This is a genomic window from Pseudomonas sp. M20, assembly GCF_045037865.1.
Taxonomy (GTDB): Bacteria; Pseudomonadota; Gammaproteobacteria; order Pseudomonadales; family Pseudomonadaceae; genus Aquipseudomonas.
The window spans coordinates 5,008,292-5,034,451 of record NZ_CP173611.1 but is presented as its reverse complement, the minus strand read 5'-3'; the positions used below and the strand labels follow the sequence as shown (position 1 = coordinate 5,034,451).

Genomic DNA, 26,160 nt, shown 5'->3' with positions numbered 1-26,160 from the left:
GTGTTTTGCAAGGGCTGTGCCCGGTCGGGATGGGCAGGGAAATGTCGTGTTAGAGCGGTTGCGCCGCAGTAGCGCGCACCAGTAAGGCACAGAGTGCGGGTGTTGGTGCGTAGAGTTGCGCCAGATTGGGGCGCGTCTGTGTTGGCAGATGAGGATACATAAACGATAAACATGTACCACGGTCCGGCAGACCTGGGGGACCACACTCATTCGATCGTTATCCCGATTATTTTTCGCAGGATGCTTATGATGAATGACGTGTCAGGCCAGATCGGCCGCACTGCAATACCTTCCCGCAAATTCAGGCTGCCTTCCCTGAGTCCCGCGTTCCTCACCGAGGAGGATGCAGCCTATTGGGTCCATACCCGTATTCCCCTGAAGCCGGACAGGGAATATGGCAGCGTGATTCTGCTGCGTCCGGATGGACGCTTTGTCGCCACCGTACCCATTCCGGGAGAGGTCACCCGCTTCGATTTCGGCACCATTATCGAAGTCGATGCTGCAGGGCAATACGTGCACCCTCGTGGATACAGATGTGTGGCGAATCTGCATTGCCATGCGCCTCTGTACGAGGATGTTCGCAAGAACAATCCGCGTCAGGATGAAAGGCTGGTGAGGCTGTTCATCAATTTTTTCTCCGATCTGGATTTCGTCGCGGATGTGGCCGCGCGGGATTTTTTTCGCAGCGCGTACCTTTCTGGACCCGATGGAACATTGCTCAAGTATTCATCGAGCGGTTCGAAAGAGGAGTTCAGTTACTACCTCTGGCGCAAGGCCGGCTCGCCGTCGGGTAATCCGGTGGGGACTTATGACGTAATGAGCATCATCAACAAACTGGCGTCTGTAGGTGAGCTTAAAGTTATCGTTTCGAACGCAGATTGGGGGCATTCCGTTGGCCAAGTGCCGCCGGACTGGAAAGCGGGCCAGGCATTTTCCAGTGGCAGAGTGACCGAATTACCGCTGATGACCCGCGTCTGCGTGAATGCCGAGCGCGCCGTGCTCGCGGCATTGAAATCCAGAGGTGCGCAGACCGCCGGACTGATACTGAAAAAACTCATCAGCGAAGAATATGTTGCGACCCATGCGCGTCAGACCGGGTTGCCTGCCTGGGATGCCGAGCACCTGTTTCCGTTGGATGCCAAAGGACAATTGCAACTGCCGCGGGGCTATCGGCTAGAAGGTTTTTACTTCGCTTCGCAACCCGATCCCAAACAGTTTCCGCCTACGCAGCCGTGGCTCTACGAAAACTTCTTCAGCCCGCATGACCTGGCCGTGGCGATCGCAGCCTTTGCGCGTAATCAGCATTTGGCAAAGGTCGGGCGCGGCTTGGCGCTGTACATGCAGGCGCCGGACTTTGCCATGTTGAAATATACGTTCAGCGGCAGTCCGATCGAAGCAGCACTGAGCGTCGAGCATGCCGACGCCACGATAGGCGATAACGGTGTGCAGGCAAGGTTGTCGGCCGGCACGCTTCGCCCCCGCGAATTTGTCTCGATGCTGGTGCTGGCCGGACAGCTGGAGGTGCTGCGCGGCAGTGCATTGTGGGCAAGCCTGGGCGCGGTGGATCTGGAGTGGCAGCCTTTCGATCATTTCTCCTGGCCGGTATTAAGCCGGGAGTTTTTATCTGCCGACGACGCAGCTCGCTATGCCCACGAGCAGGTCGGCCTCCGCCGGGATCGACAATACGCCGGTTACGTCTTCCAGTGCAGCAACAAGCATTTCGTGGTAACCGAGCCGCTGGAGGGCGATATCGATGCACTCAGCCAGGGCCGGCTTTATCCGCTGGACAATAAAGGTCGCTCGATTTTTCCCGACGATCATGTCGTGCACGCGCGCTATGTATCCCATGTTGCATTGTCGCGGCTCAATCCCGTAGAGGTTGACTACTTCAAATGGACCTATCATGAAGCGGTGCTGAGTCTGCAGATGTTCAATGTCGATGAGATCAGACAGGTGCTACTTGATCAGATCGACCTGTACGTATCAGCTGTCCCGAAGTCTCTGCTGCGATATGAATCCAATGGCTCTTCGTCCGCAAAGAGTCTGGGCAGACGTCTAGGCACGCGCCAAAATCCCGGTGCGTTGGCTACGGAACTGGCCAGTGGCAGCAAGCGCCCTCAGGAATTCATTCGTGAGCAGGCTGCAGGCGGTCGGTTGACCAGTCTTTTGGATAATCAGCTATGGGGCTATCGCGGCCGGATAGCGTCGACCTGGTCAGTGCGCGAAGCGCCACTTGCGGCAGACGCGCCCGTCTGGCAAGTGATTCACGAGTTTCCCAAACCTATAGCGGAGCTTCCTGCCGCGCAGTTACCTGGGCAAACCCGGCCAGCAACGGCTTTGCTTCCGTTGGCCTTACCGTTGCCGTTGCCATGGCGTCTCCCGGACACGGTGGCCTACGGTGCGGTGTTCGCTTCAGCCGACGAGGCGGCCCAGAGTCAACATGTGCTTGACCGAGATTGGCAAGAAGAGGCAAGCGCCTGTTTCTCCTTCATCCTCAAACATCGGGAACGTGACGAGTACATCGCCACTGAGCGGGTTCCCGTCAGCGCTGTGCAGAGCAATCTGTTTGAGTTGAATAGCCTGTTTGCCGTGCAACGAACCGCTCCTTGGTATCGATTCCCTGAAGGCTTCGAGTTACACGCCAACTGGTATTCGCATCATCACGTGGAGGATCCGGCAAAAAGTCCGGACGACTGGCTGGCCCATTACTTCATTTCGCCAGATAACCTGACAACCTCGATGTATTACGGACGCCGTCGTCCGGTAATAGCATCAGACGATCCGGCAGCTCTTTATATAACAGCGCGCGATGGCGCCCTGTTGAAATACGCAAGAAGCAAGTCCAGCAAGCTGTTTCATGACGCTACGTCGCAAGGTACGCTCGAGACAATCAAGAACCATCTGGCATCCGGGAAATGGCTGCCGACCGATTTTGTTCATGAGGTCGCCAACAGTGGCGAACTCGCAGTGATGCGCGCCGGTTTATGCTGGGACCGGACCGGGCCGGTCAATGTGACCTGGCAGCCGTACGCCAATCTGCAGCGGTGCTGGCTCGGCCCGGTTTTTCAGACGGCTGACGACGCGGCTATCCACGCCAGAACGTTGCTTCCCGTTGTGACCGACAGCGTATATGGCGGCCTGATTCTGGAGACGGCCGAGAAGCGTTATGTGGCCACCGCACCGATTGAAGTCAGCCATGAAGATTTCGATGTCACCCAGGTTTGCCCTGAGGAAAGCCGGACCTATGGATTATTTCCCCTCGGTTGTCACATCGTGGCACGCTACCGATCACGCATCGCTCGTGAGGCGTCGCTGGTCGTATCGCCGGTTCAGAAACAGATCTATCTGAACATGTTTTCGGTCGACGTACTGGAGTCGGCATTCAACAGGCGCGGGGTGACAGACCGCTACCGCGTGCTGGCGGACGGCTCGCTGGTGCGCTACAAACCGGAGCCATTGCACGAATACCTGTTTGCACCGGACGGTTCGGTGCTCAGTTACCAGCCGCAAGCCGAACTTTTTTCGCAGCTGCTTGGCCAGGGCGATCGATTTCCCGCCATTGATGCAAAGGCGATAAAGCAGGGCTTGCGCAGCAGGCATTTGCAGCCCGTTGAATGGATCAACGCCCTGGCCAAGGGGGGGCGTCTGCAGGTGATCAAGGGTAGCGACATCTGGGGGCTGCCACGCCGGGTATCCGTCTGGGCGCCTTATTCGACCGATCTTTTGCGGACGAGAGACTACGACAAGGCCCTGAGCAGACCCGCCTGCAGTCCACAGTTCGTTCAGGTAGATGCTGCCGCCAGATATGTTCACGAAGCGTCTGTGAGCCGGGAAACGGCGGCCTTCGGTTACATTCTGGGTAATCCGGAGGGGATTTTTCTCGCAACCCTGCCCGTGGCGGTACAGCGTTCGGCGTTGGCTCTGGATCGGGTCTTCGAACAGGGCAAGCTGTTTTCAGATTTTACTCTGCACGCCATGTATCTTCGAGCAGCGCTGCCGCCGTTGGGCGTGCGATCTGACGATGTGCGCCAGTTCTTTTTTCTGCCGAGCGATATTCAGTTGGCGTGCTTGCGGGCCGACACACCGCAGGGATATCTGCCAATCTACTTTTCCTGCGCGGATGGGGCGTTGTTGAAACTGCAGTTGCATGCGTTCGAGCCAGGCGAGTTTTACGACCAGTTCGGACAGATCGAGTTTCGTCCCAATGCATTTGTATCAGTACAACAGGCCGCAGCCGATGAAAGGGAAATTGCCAAAGGCACGTTCAGGATTTCTGCCTATGTTCACCGAATGGCACGAGCGGGCAAGTTAGAGGTTATCGAGAGCAGCGATCACTGGTCGCGACATGGCGAGGTGGTAGACAGTTGGCAACCACGACAGGTCGATGTCGACCGTGAGCAACGTTGGCAGGAAAATCCGGTCCCGGCGCTGGGCCCGGTTTTCCATCACCCCGACGATGCTGCACGCCATACACAAAAGCGTGCGACCGAGTCCGTTTTCGATGTCGGCCATGAGAGCGCCATCCTGGCTTCGGCAACCGGCAGTCAATTTGTGCCGCTCGAGCCCATGCTCTGGTCCGCACATGACCGAAACCCGCTGGCGCGGATATTCCTGTCGGCGAATGACGCATCGGCCAGTTGGCGACACCCGGCGCCGCATTATCCCGAAGGTTACACACCGGTCGCTGCTCATCAGTTGCACCTGTCAGGCAACACCACTCTGGGGCAGGACGCGGAGGAGGTGGGAGTCAACTTTGCCGCACCTGAGCTCGTGTACGCCCACACCCATGATCTGAAGAGCAGGGGTTTTGATATCCAGCATTATTTTTACTCGACGCCACATCAGGTATTGCTTAAATACACACCAAGTTATTCAGATGCCGAAAGGGATCTGTTGCTGACCCGATCGGTGTTTTTCCTGGGTGGGCGCTGGACCAACCGGCTAAGTCCCGGGGAATTCATTTCACGTCTCATGGCACTCGGTGAGTTCCGGGTACTCGTCGCAGGACACTACTGGCGGCAGACCGGGCTGATAAGACGCGGCTGGAACCTGCTGCGCCAACAGCCGTCGCCCCAAGGCCCTGTCCGTGTCCGGGATGAGTTGTAACTGACGATAGCGGGCCTCGACAAAGGAGTGTGCCGCCGGCGGCCACTCTTCGTTGAGTCCGACTCAAGTCGAGACCGACTCAGTCCGCCCAACGCGCGACAGCAGCAGGCGGTCAAGCAACCACACCACCACCAGCGAAGCCCCCACCAGCGGAAATATCGCCGCCAGCGCCAACATGATCACCACGCCGGTTTTCCATTTCGGCAGGTCATGCCGTAGCGGCGGTACGCCGAATTTGCCTTGCGGCCGACGCTTCCACCAGATCACCACGCCGCTGACGGCGCTGAGCAGAATCATCAGGCAGATCAGCAGCACGACGATCTGATTAAAGGTGCCGAACATTTTTCCTTCGTGGAGCATCACGCCAATTTCGGTGGCCCGCGCTACTGCGCCGTATTGCTCGAAACGCACATCGGCGAGGACCTTGCCGGTGTACTGATCGACATGCAGAGTCGCGTCGTTGCGCGGGTCATCGGCGAACACGGCGATGGTGAACACGCCGGTGGCAGTGGTCGGCAGGGTGATGCTGTAACCCGGCTCGACCTTGCGCTGGGTGGCGATGTTTTGCACGTCTTGCAGGCTGATGGCGGGTGCTGCGGGGCCCGCGTTGGCGGCACCGTGGGCCATGTGCTCGGCGTGATCGCCGGACATCGGCATCGGCGTATTTTCCATCGCCCATGGCACGGTCTGGCGGCTGGCGGTGTTCAGGCTGCGCGCCTCGACGTCGGAGGTCGGCACGTTGTCCCACATCGCGGCCGGGAACACGTTCCACACTTGCGCATATTGCTTGCCCCAGAAACCGGTCCAGGTCATGCCGCTGAGCAACATTACCAGCAACAGTGTGGCCCCCCAGAACCCGGTGACCGCGTGCAGATCACGCCACAACACGCGGCCGCGACTGTTCAGGCGCGGCCACAGAATCCCCGCTGCCTGACCGCGGGGCCACCACAGGAACAGGCCGGACACGACCAGCACCACGCCCCAACCGGCAGCCATTTCGATAAGACGGTCACCGACGGTGCCGATCATCAATTCACCGTGGATCGCGCGGGCGATGGCTTGCAGATTCTGCTTGGCATCCTGCTCGCCAAGGATGTCACCGTGGTATGGATCGACGAATACGTTGAGTTCGTGGCCGGCGTTCTTCACCACAAACTGTGCGCTGCGCTCGGCGTTGACCGGTGGCAGGTATTGGGTGACCTGGCCTTGTGGATAAGCGTTCTTGACCCGTTGCAACAGGTCATCGGCCGAGACGGTGTGATGACCGGCGGGGACGTTGAGCAGGCTGCTGTACATCAGTGAATCGAGCTGTGGTTTGAACAGATAAATGATGCCGGTCAGGGCCAGCATCACCATGAACGGGGCGACGAACAGGCCGGCGTAAAAATGCCAACGCCAGGCCAGGTTGTAGAAGTTCGGTTTGGGCTGTTTCATCACGTGTGCTCCGCTTGGCGAATTTTTTAGAGCAAAAGATCGCAGCCTTCGGCAGCTCCTACAGGGTTTACGCGCTCCCATGTAGGAGCTGGCGCAGCCTGCGATCTTTTGACTTTTTTGTTAGAAACTCATGTCGACCTTGGTCCAGAGCGTGCGCCCCGGTTCATTGATCGCTTGCGGGTCATTGGCCGGGTAGCCGAACCCGGCGTTGCCCGCCAGGTTCAGGTGTTCGGCGTAAGCCTTGCCGAACAGGTTGTCGACGCCGCTGCTGACCTTCCAGTTCTTGTTGATCCGATAGGCACCGTTCAGCGAGAACACGCCGAAGCCGGAACTCTTGTCGTAATCCTTGCCGACCACGTTGCCCTTGTTCTGGTCGATACGGTTTTGCGCGGCAACCACCCTCCACAGTGCGCCAGCGCTCCAGCTGTCTTCGGTATAGGTCAGACCGAAGCGTGCATCCAGTGGCGGCATTTGCGGCAAGGCCGAACCGTCGCTGCTGTTCTTGCCCCAGGCGTAGGCCAGGGTCGCATCGGCTTTCCAGTGGTCGGTGAGTCTGTAGGCGGCACCGAGTTCACCACCCATGATTCGCGCGTCGATGTTTTCGGCGCGCGAGGTGCTCATGCCCATCATCCCGGGCGTGTAATCAAAGAGGATGTAATCGCGCACCGCGCCGATATAACCCGAGGCCCAGGCTTCGAGGTCGGCGCTCTTGTAGTTCACGCCAAAATCGAACTGAGTGGTCTTTTCCGGTTTGATCGAATCGAACGCGTTGACCGATCCTGCTGGGCCGGACTTGGGCGAAAACAGCTCCCAGTAATCCGGGAAGCGTTGCGCGTGGCCCAAACCTGCATAGAGCGTGGTCGGGCTGTCGGCAAGATCATGCTCGTAGCGGATGAAACCACTCGGCAGGGTGTCTGCGCGGGTGGCGTCGGCGGTCGGGTTCGGGCGAGTCATCATTCCCGAGCCAGTGGTCTGTCGGTAATCCTTGGCCGAGGCACGGTCGACGCGGGCGCCGCTGATCAGCCGGTCGCGGTCGGCGGCGTACCAGGTCATCTCGCTGAACACGCCGTAGTTATGGAAATCGGCGTCCTTGCTGTACGGCTGATCCTTGTAGGTGTCGATGCCCATGCCGCTGCGCTGACGGTGTTCGTTGGTCTGCGCATCGAGGCCGGTGATCAGTTGAATATCAGCCCAGCGCCAGGTCGCCTTGATCCGTGCGCCGAGGGTGCGGCGGTCGACGTTGGACGCCATCGGCCCCGACATCATGCCGGTGCCGGACGGCGTGCGCAGGGTGTAGTTGTCCATGACGTGGTCGGCGTAGTTGTAGTAGACCTGCGCTTCGAGTTTCTCCAGCACGTCGGTGATGTTGGATTTTTCGAAACGCAGGCCGAGGCTTTCACGCAAGAACTGCGAACCATCCATGCCGCGTCCCGCGTAGCGTGCTTCGCCATCACCCTTGCCGGCGGTCAGTTCGATCAGGGTGTCGGCGTCCGGTGTCCAGCCGACGGCGATATCGCCGTTCCACTTGTCGTAGCGCGAGGCGACGATGTCGTTGTTGCCGTCACGGTAATCGTCGGAATGCGCGGTGTTGCCGATCACTCGCACGTAACCCAACGGCCCGCCGGCAGCGGCGTCGACGACCTTGTCGAAGCGTCCGTGGGAGCCGACAAGGATGCTTGCGTTTACCCGTGTGCCGAGTTCGCCGAAGCTCTCCGGTTCACGGTCAAACAGCACCGTACCCGCCGACGCGCCCGGGCCCCAAAGCACGGTTTGCGGGCCTTTGATCACCGTAAGTTTGTCGTAGGTTTCCGGCGAGATGTACGAGGTCGGCGCATCCATCCGACCCGGGCAGGCACCGAGCATCATGCTGCCGTTGGTGAGGATGTTCAGGCGTGAGCCGAACATGCCGCGCAGCACCGGATCGCCGTTGGTGCCGCCATTGCGCACCAGTGCGAAGCCGGGAATAGTCTTCAGATAATCGCCGCCATCGCTGGCCGGCACCGGTTGGCGCGGGTCTTTTGGATTGGTGACGATGGTCAGCGGCGAGCTCGGGGCGATTGCGGTAATTACCGTCGGGCTGAGTTCTTCGTTGTGCGCGGCGTGATCATCGGCCAGCGCCAGCGGGGACAGCAGTACGCCGCAAAGGACGGCGGTAGCGTGCCTGAAACGAATCCGCGACTCGTTCAAAGCGAAGGACGCCGGGGCAGTGCCCGAGCGTGAAACAGCAGCAAACCTGGACATGACAATTTCCATCAAACAGTCGTAAACGACACGGCCGGCAGCCTGAGGCTGTCTTCTCAACCGTGTGCAATCAAAGGTGCGTGTTTACGCTGCGATGGGCGGGGCGCGACTGCGGGCGCCGGGGAAGAAGGGTTGCCGGGCGTGGCCCAGGCGCGGGGAGGGCGGGGTGAAGGTGTTCAGCGGCGGGATGTTGAAGGCGACAAAATCGCCGGCTCCGGTCAGTGCCGGGCAATTGAACAGCAGGCTGCAATAGCCGCACTTTTCCCACAGCACGTGGTGCGAGGATTGCGGCGGGCAGTGTTCGGCATTCGATTTCGCCTCATGCCCAGAGTGATCCATGCCCAGCATGTCCATCGACATGTCCATGTCCATGCTCATCGGCATCGAAGTCGAGGCGTGTTGATCCATCGGCATCGACTGAGAAATCAGTGGGCCGATGAAGATCATCAACATGGCGAACAGGGCGATCCAGCTGCCGCGAGTCAGGTGTCGAGTCTGACGGCGTTGCAGTGGCGGCCTGGCGCTCAGCGGGCGCATGGGCGGAGTCTGCCGGAGGGCTTACTGAGCGTGCGCGTGGGCCTGCGTGGTTTCCGGCGGTTTCTTCTGCACCGAGACTTCGACGGTGACGTCACCGGCCTTCTCGAAATGCATCGTCAGCGGGAAGCGTTTGCCGTCGCTGAGCAGGCTGCGATCAGGCGGGTTGAGCAGCATCACGTGATAGGCCATCGGCGCAAACGTCACGTTGCCGCCAGCCGGGATGGCCACGCTCGGCACTTGCTGCATTTTCATCAAGTCGCCCTGCATGACGTGTTCGTGCAGTTGCGCTTCTGGAGCAATCGGCGAGTCGACGCTGACCAGGCGGTCGTCCGTCTTGCCTCCGTTGTGAATGACGAAGTAGGCGGCAACGGTGGGCGCATTCGGCGGCAACTCTTGCGACCACGGATGGGCGATTTCCAGCTCGCCCACCTTGTATTCGTGAGCATGGGCAAAGCACGCCGGCAACAACAGCGCAGCGACGACGATGAATTTGTTCAACATGGCAGTTCTCCAGAACGGTTTGAAACGCAGGTCAATTGCGCGAACAAATCAAACCAGAGGGGAAGCGCGGGGATTGAGACTCGGCCATTGCTGGCGCGGCGTGGGCGTTTGCAGCAAGGCGGGCGCCACGCTGCGATTGCTTTCATAGCGGGCGAAATACAGCTGCGGCGAATGCCCCGGCAGCGCCACCAACGGCGCAGAACCCGAGCAGCACCAGCAATGCTGCATGTTCGAATGAGTGTCGTTGTTCGGGGCCTTCTGATCGGTGGCGCCGATGTTGATCGCCACCATCTTCGTCCCGCTACCGGTGCAGAAACTGCTCCAGAGCAATTGCTCGGCCGGTGAACTGGCCGCCTGCGCCATCGCCCCGGTCATCGGCATGGCGAGCATGTTGAACAGCACTGCAAAGCAGGCGATCCAGGCAATTGCCAGCCGGTGTCGGTTCATGGGACAGATCCATTGGGTGGGCGATCAGGCGCGGCTATTTAGCCTGATCAGGGCCGATAAGTAAAAAAGCGTCGTGCGGTTTGGTGTCGCAGCGCCTTCACAGTGTTACGGCATGCAATCGCAAACCCAGAGCCTTCATGACTTTCATGATAGTTGCGAATTCGGGATTGCCAGTGCTACTGAGCGCTTTATAAAGACTTTCGCGGCCCAAACCTGCATCCCGCGCCACTTGTGTCATGCCTTGAGCTCGGGCGATGTCATTGAGTGCTGCACGAATCAGAACGCCATCGCCTTCATCGTCGTCAAAACAGGCATCCAGATATGCCGCCATATCCTCGGGAGTCTTAAGGTACTCGACGGCGTCAAAACGGGTGAATTCTTCGGTCATGATTTACTCCTCATTTCCGATGTTATGAGCCATTTGCACGGCGCGTTTGATATCTCTCTTTTGTGTCGATTTGTCGCCCCCGATCAACAGCAGATAAATCACTTCGCCTTTACGTGTGAAGTACATTCTGTAACCAGGGCCGTAATGAACACGCATTTCATAAACGGTGTCACCGACGAAGCCGCAATCGCCGAAGTTGCCATGTTCGGCTGTTTTAATCCTGGAGATGATTCGGCCTTTCCCTTTGATGTCTTTTAAGGAGTCGAGCCATTCGGAAAATATGCGGGATCGTTCAAAAGAGATCATGTCGGGATCGTATTCCTTGGGATACAAGCTGGCAAGCCGCTTTTCTCGGCTGGCTGCTTGTAGGGATTAAAGGAACCGAAGTATTGGAGTGAGGGTGTAGTGAAGAACAGTCGGCTGCGTCCTCAAAATTTGCAGGTAAATTCACAGATAAATACGAAATGATGAAAAGTCTTACGACGTCAGGGCTTCAAGGACTTCAGACGCTGATCGAAACTCCCGATCACCCCCCGGCAACCCCGGACGCTTCAACACAATCACCGGCAGCCCACGCTCGCGCGCCACTTCCAGCTTCGGCTCGGTGGCGGTGCTGCCGCTGTTCTTGCTGATCAACACATCAATCTGCCGCCGCTCGAACAGCGCTCGCTCATCCTCCAGCAGAAACGGCCCGCGTGCGCCGATCACTTCGCAGCGTTCGTTGCCGGGGTAGACGTCGAGCGCGCGCAGGGTCCAGAACTGTTCCGCAGGGATCTCATCGAGGTGTTGCAGCGGTTCACGGCCGAGGGTGAACAGTGGACGGCGGAAAGGCTTGAGGGCAGCGATCAGCTCGGCCCAGTCGCTGACTTCGCGCCAGTCATCTCCGGGCTGCGGCTGCCACGCCGGACGGCGCAATGCCCAGCAAGGGATGCCAGTCAGTTGTGCGGCGCTCGCAGCGTTCTGGCTGATCTGTGCGGCATAGGGATGCGTGGCGTCGAGCAGCAGGTCGATGCCTTCGTCGCGAATGAACTGCGCCAGACCTTCGGCGCCACCGTAACCACCAACCCGCACCTGACAGGTCAGATCCGTCGGCACTCGGCCAACACCCGCCAGGCTATAGATATGTTCCGGCCCCAGCGTGCGGGCAATCGCCAGTGCTTCGGTGACGCCGCCGAGCAGTAAAATCCGCTTCATGCTAAACCTCCGGCATGCCCGACAATCCCGCCCTGACGATCAATCGCAAACACCTCGACCTGTACCTGCGCCGGCACCACGCTGCGGGCGAAATTCAATGCATGTCGACAGACTTCATCTCCGAGGGCAATTCCCTCCGCACTGGCCATCGCCAAGGCTTGCTGACTGGTATTGGCCTCGCGAATGCCTTGCTGCAACGCCTCATCGGCGCCAATCGCTGCCGCCCATTCCGCCAGTTGCGGCAAGTCGATGCTCGAATGCCGCGAATGCAGATCCATATGTCCTGCCGCCAACTTGCTGATCTTGCCGAAGCCGCCGCACAGGCTGAGTTTATCCACAGGCACTTTGCGCAAATGCTTGAGCACGGCGCCGACGAAGTCGCCCATTTCGATCAGGGCGATTTCCGGCAGATCGTAGACCCGGCGCATGGTGTCTTCGCTGGCATTACCGGTGCAGGCAGCGATGTGCAGATAACCGTTGGTTTTCGCCACATCGATGCCTTGATGGATCGAGGCGATGTAAGCCGCGCATGAGAACGGCCGGACGATGCCGCTGGTGCCGAGGATCGACAGCCCGCCAAGAATGCCCAGCCGTGGGTTCATGGTTTTCAGTGCCAGCGCTTCGCCGCCCTCGACGTTGACCGTGACGTCGAAACCGCCGGCATAACCGGTCTCGGCGGCGAGCAGCGTCAGGTGATCGCTGATCATTTTGCGTGGCACCGGGTTGATCGCCGGCTCACCAACGCCTAGCACCAGTCCCGGCCGGGTCACGGTACCGACGCCGGCACCGGCATTGAAACGAATCCCCGGTTCACTCAAAAGCCGAACCCGCGAATAAAGCAGCGCACCGTGGGTCACGTCCGGATCGTCGCCGGCATCCTTGATCGTCCCGGCCTCGGCGCCGTCATCGGTCAAGCGACAGAATTCCAGGCGCATCTGCACCTGCTTGCCTTTGGGCAACACGATCTGCACCGCATCGGCTGAAACCCCGCCGAGCAACAGGCGCGCGGCGGCAAGGCTGGTGGCGGTGGCGCAGCTGCCAGTGGTCAGGCCGCTACGCAGCGGCGCGGGTTGTTCGGCGGTTTCGTCACGCATCGAGGGGTTTGACCAGATCGAGAAGGGTGATCGGCAACGCCTGACGCCAAGTGTCAAACTCGCCGAGCGGCTGCGCCTGGGCAACATGGATGCGCGTCAGCTCGCCACCGTAACGTTCACGCCAGCTCATCAGGGTGACTTCACTTTGCAGGGTCACCGCGTTGGCGACCAGACGGCCACCGGGTTTGAGTTGTTCCCAACAGGTTTCGAACACGCCCTTACGGGTCACGCCGCCGCCGATGAAAATCGCGTCCGGGCGCTCCAGCCCAGCCAATGCCTGCGGAGCCTTGCCGCGAATCAGCTGCAGGCCGGGTACGCCCAGTGCATCGCGGTTGTGCTCGATCAATTGCTGACGGCCATCATCGGCCTCGATGGCCAAGGCGCGGCAACTCGGGTGCGCGCGCATCCACTCGATGCCGATCGAACCGCTGCCGGCGCCGACATCCCAGAGCAGTTCGCCGGGTGTCGGGGCGAGACGCGCGAGGGTGATGGCGCGCACGTCGCGCTTGGTCAGTTGGCCGTCATGCTGGAACGCTGAGTCTGGCAATCCAGCAAGGCGTGACAGGCGCGGGGTATTGGCATTGGCCAGACATTCGACGGCGATGACATTGAGGTCGGCTATCGGCGTGTCACTCCAGGCGTTGGCGCTGCTGTCGATGCGCCGCTCGGTGTCACCGCCCAGATGCTCGAGAACGGTAAAACGACTCGAGCCAAAGCCGCGCTCGCGGAGCAATTGCGCAACAGCCGTCGGGCTCTGACCGTCGTTGCTCAGCAACAACAGCCGCACACCGCTGAACAGTTGTGCATTGAGTGCCGCCAGTGGCCGGGCCACTAGCGACAGCGTCACCACATCCTGCAACGGCCAGCCGAGGCGGGCAGCGGCCAGTGAACAGGACGACGGCGCGGGCACAATCAGCATCTCCTCGCTCGGCACCTGGCGGGCGAGGCTGGCACCGACGCCGTAGAACATCGGGTCACCGCTGGCCAGCACGCAGACCGCATCGCCACGCTGCTCAAGCACCGGTGCGAGGGAAAACGGGCTGGGCCACAATTGCCGTTCGCCACGAATACACACCGGCAGCAGGTCCAGTTGACGCTGGCCACCGACGATCCGCGAGGCGCTCAGCAGGGCACGCCGGGCATTTTTGCCCAGGCCCTTGAAGCCGTCTTCACCGATTCCCACTACCGTCAGCCAGGGTGACATCTATATTCCTCTAAACACGCCGTTCCGACGGGCAGACTTTTCATGCCAGCGGACAAAGCAGGCATAATACCGCGCCTTCGCCCGTGAAGCGCCTTTCCCACGCAGCCGGTCAGCCCCTTGAACGAACGCCCGATGTCCACCGCTTTACGCCCCTCGGCCTGCCCGGGGTTGCTGCGTATCGTCCAGGCACTGGACGGCGGCATCTGCCGGATCAAGCTCAATGGCGGTTCGATCAGCGCCGATCAGGCCGACGCGGTGGCCGATGCTGCCGAACAGTTCGGCGGGGCTATCGAGGCGACCAACCGCGCCAATCTGCAAATCCGTGGGATCGGCCAGCAATCTGCAGCGCTGATCGAGCGTTTGCTCGCCGCCGGCCTCGGCCCGCGCACGGCGGCCGGTGACGATGTGCGCAATCTGATGCTCAGCCCCGCTGCCGGGATCGACCGGCAGATGCACTTCGATACTCGGCCTCTCGCCGAACAGATACTCGACACGCTGCAAAGCCATCCACGTTTCCACGAGTTGAGCGCCAAGTTCGCTGTGCTACTGGATGGCGGGGAAACCTTGGCGATGCTCGAACATCCCCACGACCTGTGGTTGTCGGCGTTCGAGCGTGACGGTGAAACCTTGCTGGCGTTCGGTCTGGCCGGATGCCCAACGGATCGTGCACTGGGCGCGGTGTTGCCGGGGCACGGCCATGCACTTGTGGTGGCGGTACTGGAATTGTTTCTTGAGTTGGCGCGCCCCGAGCAAACGCGCATGCGCCATTTGCTCGACGAGTTGCCGCTCTCGGCGTTTATCGGGCAACTGAGCACGCGCTTGCCGATCAAGCTGATCAGCCATTGGCAGCGCGCGGCTGTTGCGGACGATCTGCACATCGGCGCTCATCCGCAAAATACCTCGGGGCGGGTGTACATCGGTGCAGTGCCGGCGCTGGGCCGTCTCGATCCGGCGATGCTGCGCGGGGCTGCGCAACTAGCCCGCCAGTTCGGCAATGGCAGCTTGCGTTTCACACCTTGGCAAAGCCTGCTGTTGCCGGATGTCAAAGCAAGCGATGCGGCTCAAGTGATCGAGGGTCTTGAGCAACTGAACCTGCTGACCCGCGCTGCCGAACCCCTTGCACGCCTGATCGCCTGCACCGGTTCCAATGGCTGCGGCAAAGGCCTGGCCGACACCAAGCAGGACGCCCGCCATCTGGCGACGTTGCTGCCTTCTGCCCTCAACATCCACCTCAGTGGCTGCACGCGCTCGTGCGCCGCCGCCCACTGTGCCCCGGTGACGTTGCTGGCCGTCAATCCCGGTCATTACGACCTCTATTTTCGCGATGCGACGTTGCCGGGTTTCGGCGCGTTGCACGCACGCAACCTTACTATTGAAGCGGTCGCGACCCTGCTCGCCACCCGCTCTCGGAGCCCCCTTGATGCTTGATTACATCCGCGACGGTCAGGAGATTTATCGCAACTCCTTCGCGATCATTCGCCGCGAGGCCAATCTGGCGCGCATCCCGGCCGATCTGGAAAAACTCGCGGTGCGGGTGATCCACGCCTGCGGCATGGTCGAGGCCATTGACGGTCTGCAATTCTCCGAAGGCGCGGGCAAGGCCGGGCGCGATGCGCTGGCCGCCGGTGCGCCGATTCTGTGTGATGCGCGAATGGTCTCCGAAGGCGTGACCCGTGCACGCCTGCCGGCCAATAACGAAGTGATCTGCACCTTGCGCGACGACAGCGTGCCGGAGCTGGCACGAGAGCTGGGTAACACCCGTTCCGCTGCCGCGCTGGAGCTTTGGCGTCCGCATCTGGAAGGCAGCGTGGTGGTAATCGGCAACGCGCCGACAGCGCTGTTCTATCTGCTGGAAATGCTCGATGCCGGCGCACCGAAACCGGCGCTGATTCTTGGTTTCCCGGTCGGCTTCGTCGGCGCTGCCGAATCGAAAGCCGCGCTGGCCGCCGACAGCCGTGGCGTGCCGTTCGTGATCATGCAAGGCCGCCTCGGTGGTAGCGCCATGGCCGCCGCCGCCGTCAATGCCCTCGCCACGGAGATCGAATGATGCAGGCCAAAGGACGTTTGCTTGGCCTGGGCGTCGGCCCGGGTGATCCGGAACTGATTACGGTCAAAGCCCTGCGCCTGCTGCGCGAATCGCCGGTGGTGGCGTACTTCGTCGCTAAGGGCAAAAAGGGCAACGCCTTCGGCATCATCGAGGCGCACCTGCAAGAAGCGCAGAACCTGCTGCCGCTGGTCTACCCGGTGACCACCGAAGCGCTGCCGGCGCCGCTTTCCTATGAGCAAGTCATCAGCGATTTCTACGACGAAGCCGCCGAGACGGTCGCGGCGCATCTGGATGCCGGTCGCGATGTCGCGGTGATCTGTGAAGGTGATCCGTTCTTCTACGGTTCCTACATGTACCTGCACGATCGCCTCGCCACTCGTTATGAAGCCCAAGTGGTGCCGGGCGTGTGCTCGATGCTGGGTGGCGCTTCGGTGCTCGGCGCGCCGCTGGTGTATCGCAATCAGAGCCTGTCGGTGCTCTCGGGCGTGTTGCCCCATGAAGAGTTGAAGCGGCGTCTGGCCGATGCCGACGCGGCGGTGATCATGAAGCTGGGGCGCAATTTCCCCAAAGTGCGTCAGGTCCTCGAAGAACTGGGTCTGGCCGAACGCGCGCTGTATGTCGAGCGTGCGACCATGGCCAATCAGAAGATCGTGCCGATGGATCAGGTCGAGCCGATGTCGTCGCCGTACTTCTCGCTGATCATTGTGCCGGGCGAACGGTGGCAAGGCTGATGACTCAATCTACGCCAGCCATCGTCATTCTCGGTCAGGGTAGCCTGGCCACCGCACGGCGCATTCAGCAGGTCTATCCGGCGGCGCAGATCCACGGCCTCGCCGGGCGCGTCGAAGGCGCCGATTGCACCTATCAGGAATTCGGCGTGACCCTGCGCGCGCTGTATCAGCAGGACACACCGATCATTGCCCTGTGCGCGGCCGGCATCGTCATCCGCACGCTGGCGCCGCTGTTGCTGGAGAAGGGCGCCGAACCGGCAGTGCTCGCCGTGGCCGAAGACGGCAGCGCCGTGGTGCCGCTGTTGGGTGGCCTCGGCGGGGTGAATGTCATGGCGCGAGAGATTGCAGCCTCGTTGCAGGTTGCAGCAGCGATCACCACCAGCGGCGAGTTGCGTTTTGGCACGTGCCTGCTCAACCCTCCGAGCGGTTACGCCCTGGGCGATCTGGAACTTGGCAAGCGTTTTGTCTCCGACCTGTTGGCCGGTCACAGCGTGCGCATCGAAGGCGCGGCGCCGTGGCTGGATCAGGCGCAGTTGCCGGAAGATCCGCAGGCGCAGCGCTCGATTCATGTCGGCAGTGCCGCGCGTGAGGCGAGTGCCAATGAGTTACTGATCTATCCACGCAGTGTGGCGGTGGCGGTGAGTGCCGAAACAGCGGACCTGGCGGGTGCCGTTCGCAGCGCGTTGCAGCAGGCGAAGATCGCCGTGCAGTCGCTGGGCTGTCTGCTGGCCAGCGCGACGCAAATGGCTTCGCCATTTTTGCGTGAAGCGGCGCTCGAGTTGGGTGTGCCGCTGCGCTTTGTCGCGGCACAAAGCAACCTCGAAACCCTGGCGCGTGTCGCAGTGCCTGCGGCAACTGTCCTGACTGGCCACAGCATGGCAATCGCGGTCGCCGAGCAGCCTTTGGATGTTTCGAACATCGGCCGGCCACGCGGACGTCTCGCCGTAATCGGCCTTGGCCCCGGCGCTGCCGAACTGATGGTGCCAGCGGTGAAGGCCGAACTGTCCCGCGCCACCGATGTGCTCGGTTACGAAACCTACGTACGCATGGCCGGGCCGTTTCGCGACGATCAAGTGCAGCACTGCACCGACAACCGCGAAGAAATGCAACGCGCCCGTCACGCCTTCAGACTGGCCGCCGAGGGGCGCTCGGTGATCGTTGTGTCCTCGGGCGATCCGGGTGTATTCGCCATGGCGGCGGCAGTGCTTGAAGCCTTGCACGAGTCGGCCGATCCGGCGTGGCACAGCGTCGATCTGGAAATCCTTCCGGGCGTTTCCGCTTCGCTGGCCACCGCCGCGCAGGCCGGTGCGCCACTGGGCCATGACTTCTGCGTGATGTCGCTGTCGGACAACCTCAAACCCTGGTCGATCATCGAAAAGCGTCTGGATCTGGCCGCCGAAGCAGATCTGGCCTTGGCGTTCTACAACCCGATCTCCCGTGCGCGTCCGTGGCAGCTGGGCCGGGCGCTGGAAATCGTTGCGCAGCATCGCGCACCTGAAACGCCAGTGGTGTTAGGGCGCGACATCGGTCGTCCGGGTCAGACTCTGCGTACCACGACCCTGGGCGCGTTGACCCCGGAGCAAGTGGATATGCGCACCATGGTGTTGGTTGGTTCTTCGACAACTTGCACGTTTCCACGGGCAACCGGTGGCGATTGGGTCTACACACCGCGCTGGTATGGTGAAAAACCTGTGGTTTGAGAAAGTCGTGTTGAGCGTCCTGCGAAGTTGTAAGCAACTGCTTTAGGCGTGATATCAGGTTAAAGATCCGGATTGAGTCATCCCGCTCGAACACAAGGCCGCCAATCTTCTGGATTGGCGGCCTTGTGCGTTTGTACGCGGGTAAGAAAACAGGCAATTCATTGCCACATGGTTCAAGCGTAAACCTTGAGTGTTATTGGATGTTTCACCGGACACCGCTTGAGTTTTTTGCGGTTTGAGTGGGGCGCTTCGGCTCAATAGTTTCGTGGTCAACGAAGCCGCTATTGAAGAAGTGTCACGATGAAAACCAACCAGCCGTACGAAATCATGTCCGCCAAAGACTTCTCGCAGCTGCGGCGGGCGCTGAGCGCGTTTGCCGGCAGCGCTGAATACAAGGCGTTGCTGTCGCACTATGAACTTGCCAGACAAACCACTGATGACCCGCAGCGACTGCTGTTGATCAAGCTGTTTCAGGAGGCGCTGGAATCGTTGCTCCAACGCAGGGCTCTGCCCGTTTCCGAAGCCATCGGCCAGATCCGATCGGATCTCGTCAAGTCTGTCACCAGGCTGGAGGATACGCACGCCATGCTCCATGGCGAGGCCCGGCCCGTGGCGAAAATCATGCATTTTGTCTGGGTGGGCGGCAGTGAAATCGGGGGCAATCAGCGCGACTACATGAACATCTGGCGCCAGGTGCTGGAGCCGCAGGGTTACCGCTTCAACCTCTGGTACGACAGTGATGCATTGCTGGCCTTTGAAATGAACCGGGTGATTCTCGACAGCGCCAGAGCGGCGGCGATGGAAGCGGGCGGTGACAAAGTCGACAAGGCCTTTCAGCTGTCGCAGATGATCGAAGACCGTGCACGGGTGCTCAAGCAGCAGATGTTTGCGCATCTCCAGCAACCGCAGTGGCTCGGTCGAGCCGACGAGGCGCGTATCGACTTGCTGGTCCGCGCTTACGGCAAGGATCGAGCGACGCTCGAAGCCTTTCGCCAACGCTGCCTGCAGACGCATCAGGCGATGGTTGGTGCGGACTTGCAGCTGCGTGATGTCAGCCACGAATTTGCCGGACACTTTCTGCAGGATGTCTACCAACGCGAAGTGGCCATGCGTGGCAACTTCGCAGCGGCGAGCGATGTGGTGCGGTTGCAGGCCGAGTACCTGGAGGGCGGCCGTTACAGCGACATGGATTACTTGCCACCGCTGGCGGACACGTTGGCAGGCGTCGATATATCCAGCGTCGGCGAAGAAGGCCGAATCGGCGTTTTGCAATTGCTGTTGAACCACAATGAAGCGCTGATGCCGGGACGCGACCGGCAACGCTATCTCGATCGCACCGACAAGATCCCCGCAGAACATCTCGAGGCATTGACAGCGTTTGCCCGTGAGCAACACCCGCTAAGCGAGATCTTTGTCGCACCACAAGATCGCGCGGTGCCACGGGACGCGCTTCGTCTGGGAACGGCCTATGGCTTGCCGGACTGGGGCGAAATGAATGCGCACATGCTCGCCCATCCCGGCAGTGCCATGACCCTGGCGTACATGCAGATGATCCGCCTCAATTATGACTGCCTGCTGGAAGCGGAGCGCCGGGCGGCGGTCGCCGGCATGGACCCGGCGGACCAGAAGCGGATGTTTGATGTGGTCGAAAATGTGGTCAATGCGGCTCAGGCGCAGGGCAAGCTGCCTGAAGCACAGAGCGATGTGTTCCGCTCCAGGTTGATCGACGCGATTTTTACCTATTACCGCGATGGCATTCGCCTTGAAGCGCGCGGCACCATCACCTTGACCGGCCCAGGGGCCGCCGCGGCCGCGCTGCTCAAATACATAGAACAACACTTGCAACCCGATCGACAGGTGCAGATTCGTCAACGCTTGAAGTTGTTGGAGGGCTACAACACCCACACCGAGGAAGAGATGATCTCCGGCTGGACCGTCGACGGTAAGGCCGAGCAATGGTTACTCGAAGAGCGGGAGAAGTGGCGAACCGGCAAACTCAAGTCGCGCTACGCCGGCCAGTTGGCAGATCTGTTGAAACCGCACACGCTGACCTTCAAACAGGGCTGGCCGGTCATTGAAAGCAAGCCGGTGTTGCTGACCCCGGTATTGCAGCAATTGATGGACGATCTGGGCGAGCCGTTCATGCGCGCGATGAGGGAGAAGTTGAGCGGCGAGATTACGTTCAATTCAGCCATCTCCATCAGTATCGACAACCGTGAGCAGATACGCGCGCAAACCGTTAGTGAGATTCCGTTTTCCCATGGCGCCGAGGCCACTGGCAACCTCAACGAGTTGTTCACTCTCGTCGACCATGGCTCGTTGGTGGTTGAACAACTCAGCCCCCTGCAGCGCGTGATCCTCGGCGCAATGTTTGGCGCGAAGAGTCTCGATGCTGCCGGGTTTGCCCCTGCCTGGCAGAGCATCATGGACGTTGCTCGGGAAACCTCCGAAGGCGGATTGTTCGCCCGATACCACGCCATCGAAAAGGCACTGATTGAGCACGCGTCGCCGGCCTTCGAGGCCGGTCTCGCCGTTGTGAACATCCACGGCACGCACACGGTGCGCGAACTCAAGGCGCTGGCGATGAGCGCACCGCTGACGCTGAAACACTGGGGCGAGCGCATCGGACAGATCAATCGCACGGCGCAACGTGAATATCACACGCACATTTTCAAGCGTAGTGGACAGGTGCGAGATGCGTTCTTCCAGGCCGGAGCCGTCTCCGTCAGACAGTTGCCGCAGGATCTGTTGCTGCGCACCCCGGGCGATCCGGGACGTCGTTGCTATCCGCTCGCGCTGTTGATGGGCGCCGCCGTGGCGGCTGGCGGGTTGGCCGAGCGTGCACTGATCGGACGTGTGGCCAACGCCAGCCTGAGACCGGAAGACGTTGATTCGCGGGCATTGCTCAGTGCGCTGGATGAACTGCGCGAGGTGCCCGAGCGTGCGATCGGACAGGCTCGCGGCCGGCAAAGCCTCGACAGTGTGATGCAGACACTGGAAGCGAAAACCGCCCCCGGCGTCCTGCTGCTCGATACAGGCAATCACGCTTTGCTGGTGGCCAAAGTGCAAGTGGATGAGCAAACGCTCTATCGCTTTTATGACCCCAATTTTGCGATTTACGGGTTTACCGGATACGCGCAATTGAAGGAGGCCGTGGAGCGTTACTTGCGCGACGACACTTTGGCCAGGTTGTACGGCTTGGCTGACATCGGTTCTGCGCAGTTCGATGTAATCGAACTGGACACCGTTGCGCTCGCCGAGCGGACAATGTCGTCCGGGTTACGAGTCGAGAGTTTTTTGCAAACCGCAGCCATCGCCGACCCTCAGGCGGCTTCGGTCTGGGCGAAGCAAGCTGTGGCGCGCACTCGCTCACTCAGTGAAAACGCGCGGCTGGGGGCCAGCCTCGCGCAGTTGGACGCGCGTTACTGGGCGCAGGAATTTGATCATGCGACCCGGCAATTGCGCGCTGAACACACACTGGGTCGCAACTATTTGCCACTCCTGGATACGGTCAAGGCAAACTCAGACACGGGTTATTCGCTGACGCTGGTGGATGTGCAGAACCCGGGCAGATCACTGACGGTCGGCACCGCCGATGCACGCTTCGACAGGCTTAAAAAACACCTTCAGCGTTTGGTTGGCGCATTGGCGGGCAAGCCAAGTGCCGCCGTCGAAGCCGACGGCGGCAGTCGTCTGAGTTTCGCCTTCGCGATCCAGGCGTTGGTCACTGAAATGCGCCATCGTGACTATCAGGTTGATGGCGAGCGGGCGCCGGTTTTGTCGATAGCCCTGCAAGTGCAGGTCTATTTCAGCTATGCGCAGTTGAGTTTTGGTGTGTTGAGCGACACGGCGCAGACGATCAATCTGGTGCGTCAGGTAGCGGCCAGCGAACGGGCATTGGCGCTTGGTCAGTCGTCGTTGTCCGGGCGTCTGCTGGGGCGTGTCGCCACGGCAGGCGGATTTGTATTTTCGCTCGCCAACATCGGCTTCGATCTCCACAGCCTGTCGGTGGCCGAGAGCCACGAGCAACGCTCGCGGTTCTCCACCTCACTGGCATTCAACGTTGCGGCATTGGGGCTGGATGTTGTTGCTTTGGCGGCTGGCGGGGCGGTAAGTACGGCGGCGGCTGTCCTGTCGGTGCCGCTACTGGGTGTCGGCATCGGGGTGACGGCCATCGCCAGCAATCTGGGGCAGATCAGGGACAAGGCCACGGCCGTGGGTCACCATCTGCGCGCGATCCGCAATGCTTACAGGCGCGGTGCGTACACCCTCAAGGGCAAGGTTGTGCAATTTCCCGCAGAGGCCGTCATTGTCAGCGTGAACCTGCAAAACAATGAAGTGCGCTTCGACAGCCAGAAGTTTTACCCGTGGAAAGGCGGGCCGTTGGAACTGCCGCAATACAACGATGACCCGCAGCAGATTCATCGTTCTCTCGATATCCGCAAGGCCCTGCAATTGCCGGAAGTCGTCCATTTGTACCGAGATGAAACCGATGCGCTTGAGACACTGGTGCTGCCTTGCACGCCGACCTGTTACTACGGTTACGAGTATCAGGTGAAAGGGTTGGGTGGCTATACCTATGAGCCGTTGCCCTTTGAGGTGGGCGACGCTGGCGATAGCAACACTGAAACCCGCTACCCGCAATTGTCCGACCGCACGGCAGACGCTCTGGAATATGACGAACACGGGAACAGGCGTTTCTACCTCACCACGACCCCGTCGCTGCCACACATTCTTTACAAGCTGCATCCGGTCTATAAACCGACAGACATCAACGTGGTTCTGGACCAGCAAGTGCGGCAGTTGCTGGTGCCGACGCTGGACGCACCGGTGCAGAACAAGATCTCCTACGAGATCATCGCCCCCGCAGGACAGTACCAGGTCAGGCTCGTGCCCGGCCTGGTCGCTGTGAGATTTCGTGGTCAGGCCACCTGGATAGTGCATGCGACCTGGGCTCGTCTGGATCAGGTCAGTTTTGTCGGCACAGCCTGGGGACAGCCTGACGAAGGCCAACTGATGGTCGGCGGCATGGCGCTGTCGGTGTTCGATGGCTTCATCGAACTGGCGGAGGGCCTGTTCCGGGTCGACGGATGGGAAAACCTTTTGCGCTTGCAGTCTGTCACCTTCGACGATCAACGCCGCCTGGCGCAAACCCTGGCGTTGTTGCGCAAACTGGCGAGTGAAGGACGATTGGTTGCGCAGTCTGTGCCGCTGTACGGATTCCGGGTGCCATTCAATTCCGCCGGCCCCGCGACGCTGACCACTGCCTGGTATGAAGCGAGCCGGGATCGCCTGTTGTACGCGCGCAATCTGCCAAGCGCGGTCAATGAGGGTGTGGTGTTGGGCGGCGCCAACTCCCGCCATGCCTGGTTCTACCATCCACACTGTGCGACGGTCTGGCGGGTCGACGCGATAACCGGCACGGTCGTGCATCGCTACCGTTTGCTGAATCCTGCCACCGGCGCGCACATCATTGGCTGTGTCCAGGACGCCGATGGCAGTTTGCGAATGGTGCAGCGCTTGCTGATCGATGCCCGTATCAGTGAAACCGAAACCACGCTGGAGTACCGCATAACGGATTCGGCGGTGGTGATGACGGGGATCAAGTCGTCCTTCATCGAGGAACCCACCGCTCGGCCCGGACAAGGAGAGTTGCATCACTTCACAACCTTCGGCGCGTATGACGATGAAACACCGGGCATGGCCGCTGCCATCAGCACCTGGGCATATGCACCGTTCGTTTACGCCCGTACCTGCTTTTTCGAAGGTTTGCGCCAGCGTGCCTGGGTCAACAAGCGCACAGGCAAATATTTCTCGGCGGGGTTGGGCAGTGACGCGGACATGGTGATGCTGATGCCGTCCGACCCCGAGAGTGGTGCACTGCTGTTTTACAGCAAGCGGGCGCAGACGATCAGCCGGGGCGTCGAACCGAGGCCCGGGCGATTCATCAACTTTGTCATCGAGCGCGATATTGTCGAGGTAACGCAAACGGCCGGTCGCAACATTGCCACCAAGTCCGATGGCCGTCTCTTCGAGATCGACCTCCATGACATCACCGTCAAAGACGAGCAATGGATTGGCGAGGCTGCCAGACCGAGCATTCTGAAGTTTGTCGGCCTCGGTCAGCGATGGCTGCAGCAAACCCCAAATTGGCTGGATGCCTTGCCCGCGCTGGCCAACGCACATAAATCCGAGCCGTTCCCGATAATAGGGTTGGGTAACCGCGCCGGTACTGCGTTCCTGGCGGCGTGGTGCATCAATGAACAGTTCGTACTGACAGATGTCAGCGCTGAGGCGCAATTGACGCTGTTGGGACTCACCCCGGACAAACAGGCGGCGTGGTTGCTGGATGGCTCGGCCGGGCAGCTTTATCGCCAACCACTCGTTGCGATCGAGACACTGCGCGTCGCTTTCGCTGCGGGACCGCAACGCGTTATCCCGGAGCAATTGCCCCACGCAGAAAGAGTCTGGGCGCAATGGTCGTTTGTGCAAGTGCTGGCGCGTGGGCAAGGTCTGATCGGGCAGACTCGCGACGGGGTCAATGTCGAGTTGCACGATCAGCAGCCTGCGCGGATCGTCAGCGTGGAAAATCGCTGGTCGTACGTTCTGGGCCAGACGGCTGAGCAGTTGCTGGCGCGCCTGAAGGCATTACTGGTGGGGCAGACCCATGCGTCGGTTCTGCCGGTCGTAAATACCGGTAATCGCTATACGTATTACGTGCCCGCGGCGGATCGGCTTTTTGAAATCGCCGGTCGGCACGATGGCTCGTGGCCAATATTTCTTGGCCCGCGCCAAAGCTCTGCTCCGCTGCTGTTCGACCCGGTTGACGGACTCATATTCAGCCCGGGTCCTGCCGATCATGATTCGGTGTGGATTCCAGACTGCCACGCGCAGTGTGAAGGCGAGGTGTTATCCATTGCTTTGAGCGATGGAGTGACTGATATCACAGCATTGTTGCCCGATGGCGTCGACACACTGATTCTGGCCTTTGGATCCCGGACCGCCGGGTATCGCATTACGGACCAGGCCTGGCAGCGTCTGGACTGCATTGTGGTCGATACGCGGCTGGCAGATAACGCTGAAGATGCGGGCTCAAACCTGCTGCTTCTCGAAATGGCTGACTGCGCACGTTTGTTAATGTCGCTGGTCGACGGGCATCTGATGTTTACTGACCCGGACAGTGCTCACACGCTGATAGTCAGAGATGTCGATCCGCCATACTCCGAGGCGAGAAAACACATGGTGTTGGCAGTCAGCGTCGACACTCAAGTATTCAGGTTTACGCTCGAACAATGGATTGCGACTTTTTTACAGATGCGCGGTGATGAGGCAATAGTTGAACTGGTAACAGTGATTAAGATCTTGTCCTGAAATATATAAAATTTTCAATCAAGGATCGTCAAAAGTTGTCGGTGATTATTTTTTTTTTGTTTTGTTTGTGTAACCGTGGCGGCTGTTTTGTTGTGGCTTTCAGCGGGGGCAGTGGTTGTGATTATTATAATGTTTGCGTTTTTGTCAGGGTGATTGCAATTTGTT

16 protein-coding genes are annotated in these 26,160 nt (G+C 60.2%); 6 read left to right on the top strand and 10 right to left on the bottom strand.

Features of this window, described 5'->3' with window-relative positions; genetic code table 11:
* Positions 1-246: 246 nt before the first annotated feature.
* Complete coding sequence (locus ACI514_RS22325) at positions 247-5,106, top strand: DUF4329 domain-containing protein (protein WP_405122402.1); 4,860 nt, start codon at positions 247-249, stop codon at positions 5,104-5,106.
* A 63-nt stretch (positions 5,107-5,169) separates the two neighbouring features.
* On the opposite strand, the gene ACI514_RS22320 is transcribed toward ACI514_RS22325, so the two are convergent.
* The 10 genes from ACI514_RS22320 to cbiE form a co-directional block, all read right to left on the bottom strand.
* A complete protein-coding gene (locus tag ACI514_RS22320) occupies positions 5,170-6,540 on the bottom strand; it encodes a PepSY-associated TM helix domain-containing protein (RefSeq protein WP_405122401.1) in 1,371 nt (456 codons plus the stop codon).
* Positions 6,541-6,660: 120 nt separating this feature from the next.
* Positions 6,661-8,781 carry a TonB-dependent copper receptor gene (locus ACI514_RS22315; protein WP_405122400.1) on the bottom strand — a complete coding sequence of 707 codons (2,121 nt, stop codon included), beginning with the start codon at positions 8,779-8,781 and terminating at the stop codon, positions 6,661-6,663.
* Between the two features lie 84 nt (positions 8,782-8,865).
* Positions 8,866-9,318 carry a DUF2946 domain-containing protein gene (locus ACI514_RS22310; protein WP_405122399.1) on the bottom strand — a complete coding sequence of 151 codons (453 nt, stop codon included), beginning with the start codon at positions 9,316-9,318 and terminating at the stop codon, positions 8,866-8,868.
* 21 nt (positions 9,319-9,339) lie between these two features.
* Positions 9,340-9,819 carry a copper chaperone PCu(A)C gene (locus ACI514_RS22305; RefSeq protein WP_160055438.1) on the bottom strand — a complete coding sequence of 160 codons (480 nt, stop codon included), beginning with the start codon at positions 9,817-9,819 and terminating at the stop codon, positions 9,340-9,342.
* Between the two features lie 48 nt (positions 9,820-9,867).
* Positions 9,868-10,266 (bottom strand): DUF2946 domain-containing protein, encoded by a 399-nt coding sequence (locus ACI514_RS22300; RefSeq protein ID WP_160055440.1) that lies wholly within the window; start codon positions 10,264-10,266, stop codon positions 9,868-9,870.
* Between the two features lie 97 nt (positions 10,267-10,363).
* Positions 10,364-10,654 carry an addiction module antidote protein gene (locus tag ACI514_RS22295; RefSeq protein ID WP_095126119.1) on the bottom strand — a complete coding sequence of 97 codons (291 nt, stop codon included), beginning with the start codon at positions 10,652-10,654 and terminating at the stop codon, positions 10,364-10,366.
* A 3-nt stretch (positions 10,655-10,657) separates the two neighbouring features.
* Positions 10,658-10,960 carry a type II toxin-antitoxin system RelE/ParE family toxin gene (locus ACI514_RS22290; protein ID WP_095126118.1) on the bottom strand — a complete coding sequence of 101 codons (303 nt, stop codon included), beginning with the start codon at positions 10,958-10,960 and terminating at the stop codon, positions 10,658-10,660.
* 171 nt (positions 10,961-11,131) lie between these two features.
* Complete coding sequence (locus ACI514_RS22285) at positions 11,132-11,848, bottom strand: cobalt-precorrin-6A reductase (protein WP_405122398.1); 717 nt, start codon at positions 11,846-11,848, stop codon at positions 11,132-11,134.
* Positions 11,845-12,942 (bottom strand): cobalt-precorrin-5B (C(1))-methyltransferase, encoded by a 1,098-nt coding sequence (locus tag ACI514_RS22280; protein WP_405122397.1) that lies wholly within the window; start codon positions 12,940-12,942, stop codon positions 11,845-11,847. The genes ACI514_RS22285 and ACI514_RS22280 overlap by 4 nt, the downstream gene beginning before the upstream one ends.
* Positions 12,935-14,146 (bottom strand): precorrin-6y C5,15-methyltransferase (decarboxylating) subunit CbiE, encoded by a 1,212-nt coding sequence (cbiE, locus tag ACI514_RS22275; protein ID WP_405122396.1) that lies wholly within the window; start codon positions 14,144-14,146, stop codon positions 12,935-12,937. Before cbiE ends, ACI514_RS22280 begins: the two co-directional genes overlap by 8 nt.
* Before the next feature lie 132 nt (positions 14,147-14,278).
* Here cbiE and cobG point away from each other — a divergent pair, with 132 nt between their 5' ends.
* From cobG to ACI514_RS22250, 5 genes are all read left to right on the top strand, one after another.
* A complete protein-coding gene (gene cobG, locus ACI514_RS22270) occupies positions 14,279-15,574 on the top strand; it encodes a precorrin-3B synthase (protein WP_405122395.1) in 1,296 nt (431 codons plus the stop codon).
* Positions 15,567-16,193 (top strand): precorrin-8X methylmutase, encoded by a 627-nt coding sequence (locus tag ACI514_RS22265; protein WP_405122394.1) that lies wholly within the window; start codon positions 15,567-15,569, stop codon positions 16,191-16,193. The genes cobG and ACI514_RS22265 overlap by 8 nt, the downstream gene beginning before the upstream one ends.
* A complete protein-coding gene (locus ACI514_RS22260; protein ID WP_405122393.1) occupies positions 16,190-16,924 on the top strand; it encodes a precorrin-2 C(20)-methyltransferase in 735 nt (244 codons plus the stop codon). The genes ACI514_RS22265 and ACI514_RS22260 overlap by 4 nt, the downstream gene beginning before the upstream one ends.
* Entirely contained in the window at positions 16,924-18,624 is a 1,701-nt protein-coding gene (gene cobJ / locus ACI514_RS22255) for a precorrin-3B C(17)-methyltransferase (RefSeq protein WP_160055452.1), read from the top strand. The genes ACI514_RS22260 and cobJ overlap by 1 nt, the downstream gene beginning before the upstream one ends.
* A 300-nt stretch (positions 18,625-18,924) precedes the next feature.
* Positions 18,925-25,995 (top strand): TcdA/TcdB catalytic glycosyltransferase domain-containing protein, encoded by a 7,071-nt coding sequence (locus tag ACI514_RS22250; RefSeq protein WP_405122392.1) that lies wholly within the window; start codon positions 18,925-18,927, stop codon positions 25,993-25,995.
* The last annotated feature ends 165 nt before the right edge of the window (positions 25,996-26,160 follow it).

Bases quoted from the DNA above. Each gene is read 5' to 3' on its own strand.
- ACI514_RS22325 (WP_405122402.1), top strand. From the start codon at position 247: ATGATGAATGACGTGTCAGGCCAGATCGGCCGCACTGCAATACCTTCC.
- ACI514_RS22320 (WP_405122401.1), bottom strand. From the start codon at position 6,540: ATGAAACAGCCCAAACCGAACTTCTACAACCTGGCCTGGCGTTGGCAT.
- ACI514_RS22315 (WP_405122400.1), bottom strand. From the start codon at position 8,781: ATGTCCAGGTTTGCTGCTGTTTCACGCTCGGGCACTGCCCCGGCGTCC.
- ACI514_RS22310 (WP_405122399.1), bottom strand. From the start codon at position 9,318: ATGCGCCCGCTGAGCGCCAGGCCGCCACTGCAACGCCGTCAGACTCGA.
- ACI514_RS22305 (WP_160055438.1), bottom strand. From the start codon at position 9,819: ATGTTGAACAAATTCATCGTCGTCGCTGCGCTGTTGTTGCCGGCGTGC.
- ACI514_RS22300 (WP_160055440.1), bottom strand. From the start codon at position 10,266: ATGAACCGACACCGGCTGGCAATTGCCTGGATCGCCTGCTTTGCAGTG.
- ACI514_RS22295 (WP_095126119.1), bottom strand. From the start codon at position 10,654: ATGACCGAAGAATTCACCCGTTTTGACGCCGTCGAGTACCTTAAGACT.
- ACI514_RS22290 (WP_095126118.1), bottom strand. From the start codon at position 10,960: ATGATCTCTTTTGAACGATCCCGCATATTTTCCGAATGGCTCGACTCC.
- ACI514_RS22285 (WP_405122398.1), bottom strand. From the start codon at position 11,848: ATGAAGCGGATTTTACTGCTCGGCGGCGTCACCGAAGCACTGGCGATT.
- ACI514_RS22280 (WP_405122397.1), bottom strand. From the start codon at position 12,942: ATGCGTGACGAAACCGCCGAACAACCCGCGCCGCTGCGTAGCGGCCTG.
- cbiE (WP_405122396.1), bottom strand. From the start codon at position 14,146: ATGTCACCCTGGCTGACGGTAGTGGGAATCGGTGAAGACGGCTTCAAG.
- cobG (WP_405122395.1), top strand. From the start codon at position 14,279: ATGTCCACCGCTTTACGCCCCTCGGCCTGCCCGGGGTTGCTGCGTATC.
- ACI514_RS22265 (WP_405122394.1), top strand. From the start codon at position 15,567: ATGCTTGATTACATCCGCGACGGTCAGGAGATTTATCGCAACTCCTTC.
- ACI514_RS22260 (WP_405122393.1), top strand. From the start codon at position 16,190: ATGATGCAGGCCAAAGGACGTTTGCTTGGCCTGGGCGTCGGCCCGGGT.
- cobJ (WP_160055452.1), top strand. From the start codon at position 16,924: ATGACTCAATCTACGCCAGCCATCGTCATTCTCGGTCAGGGTAGCCTG.
- ACI514_RS22250 (WP_405122392.1), top strand. From the start codon at position 18,925: ATGAAAACCAACCAGCCGTACGAAATCATGTCCGCCAAAGACTTCTCG.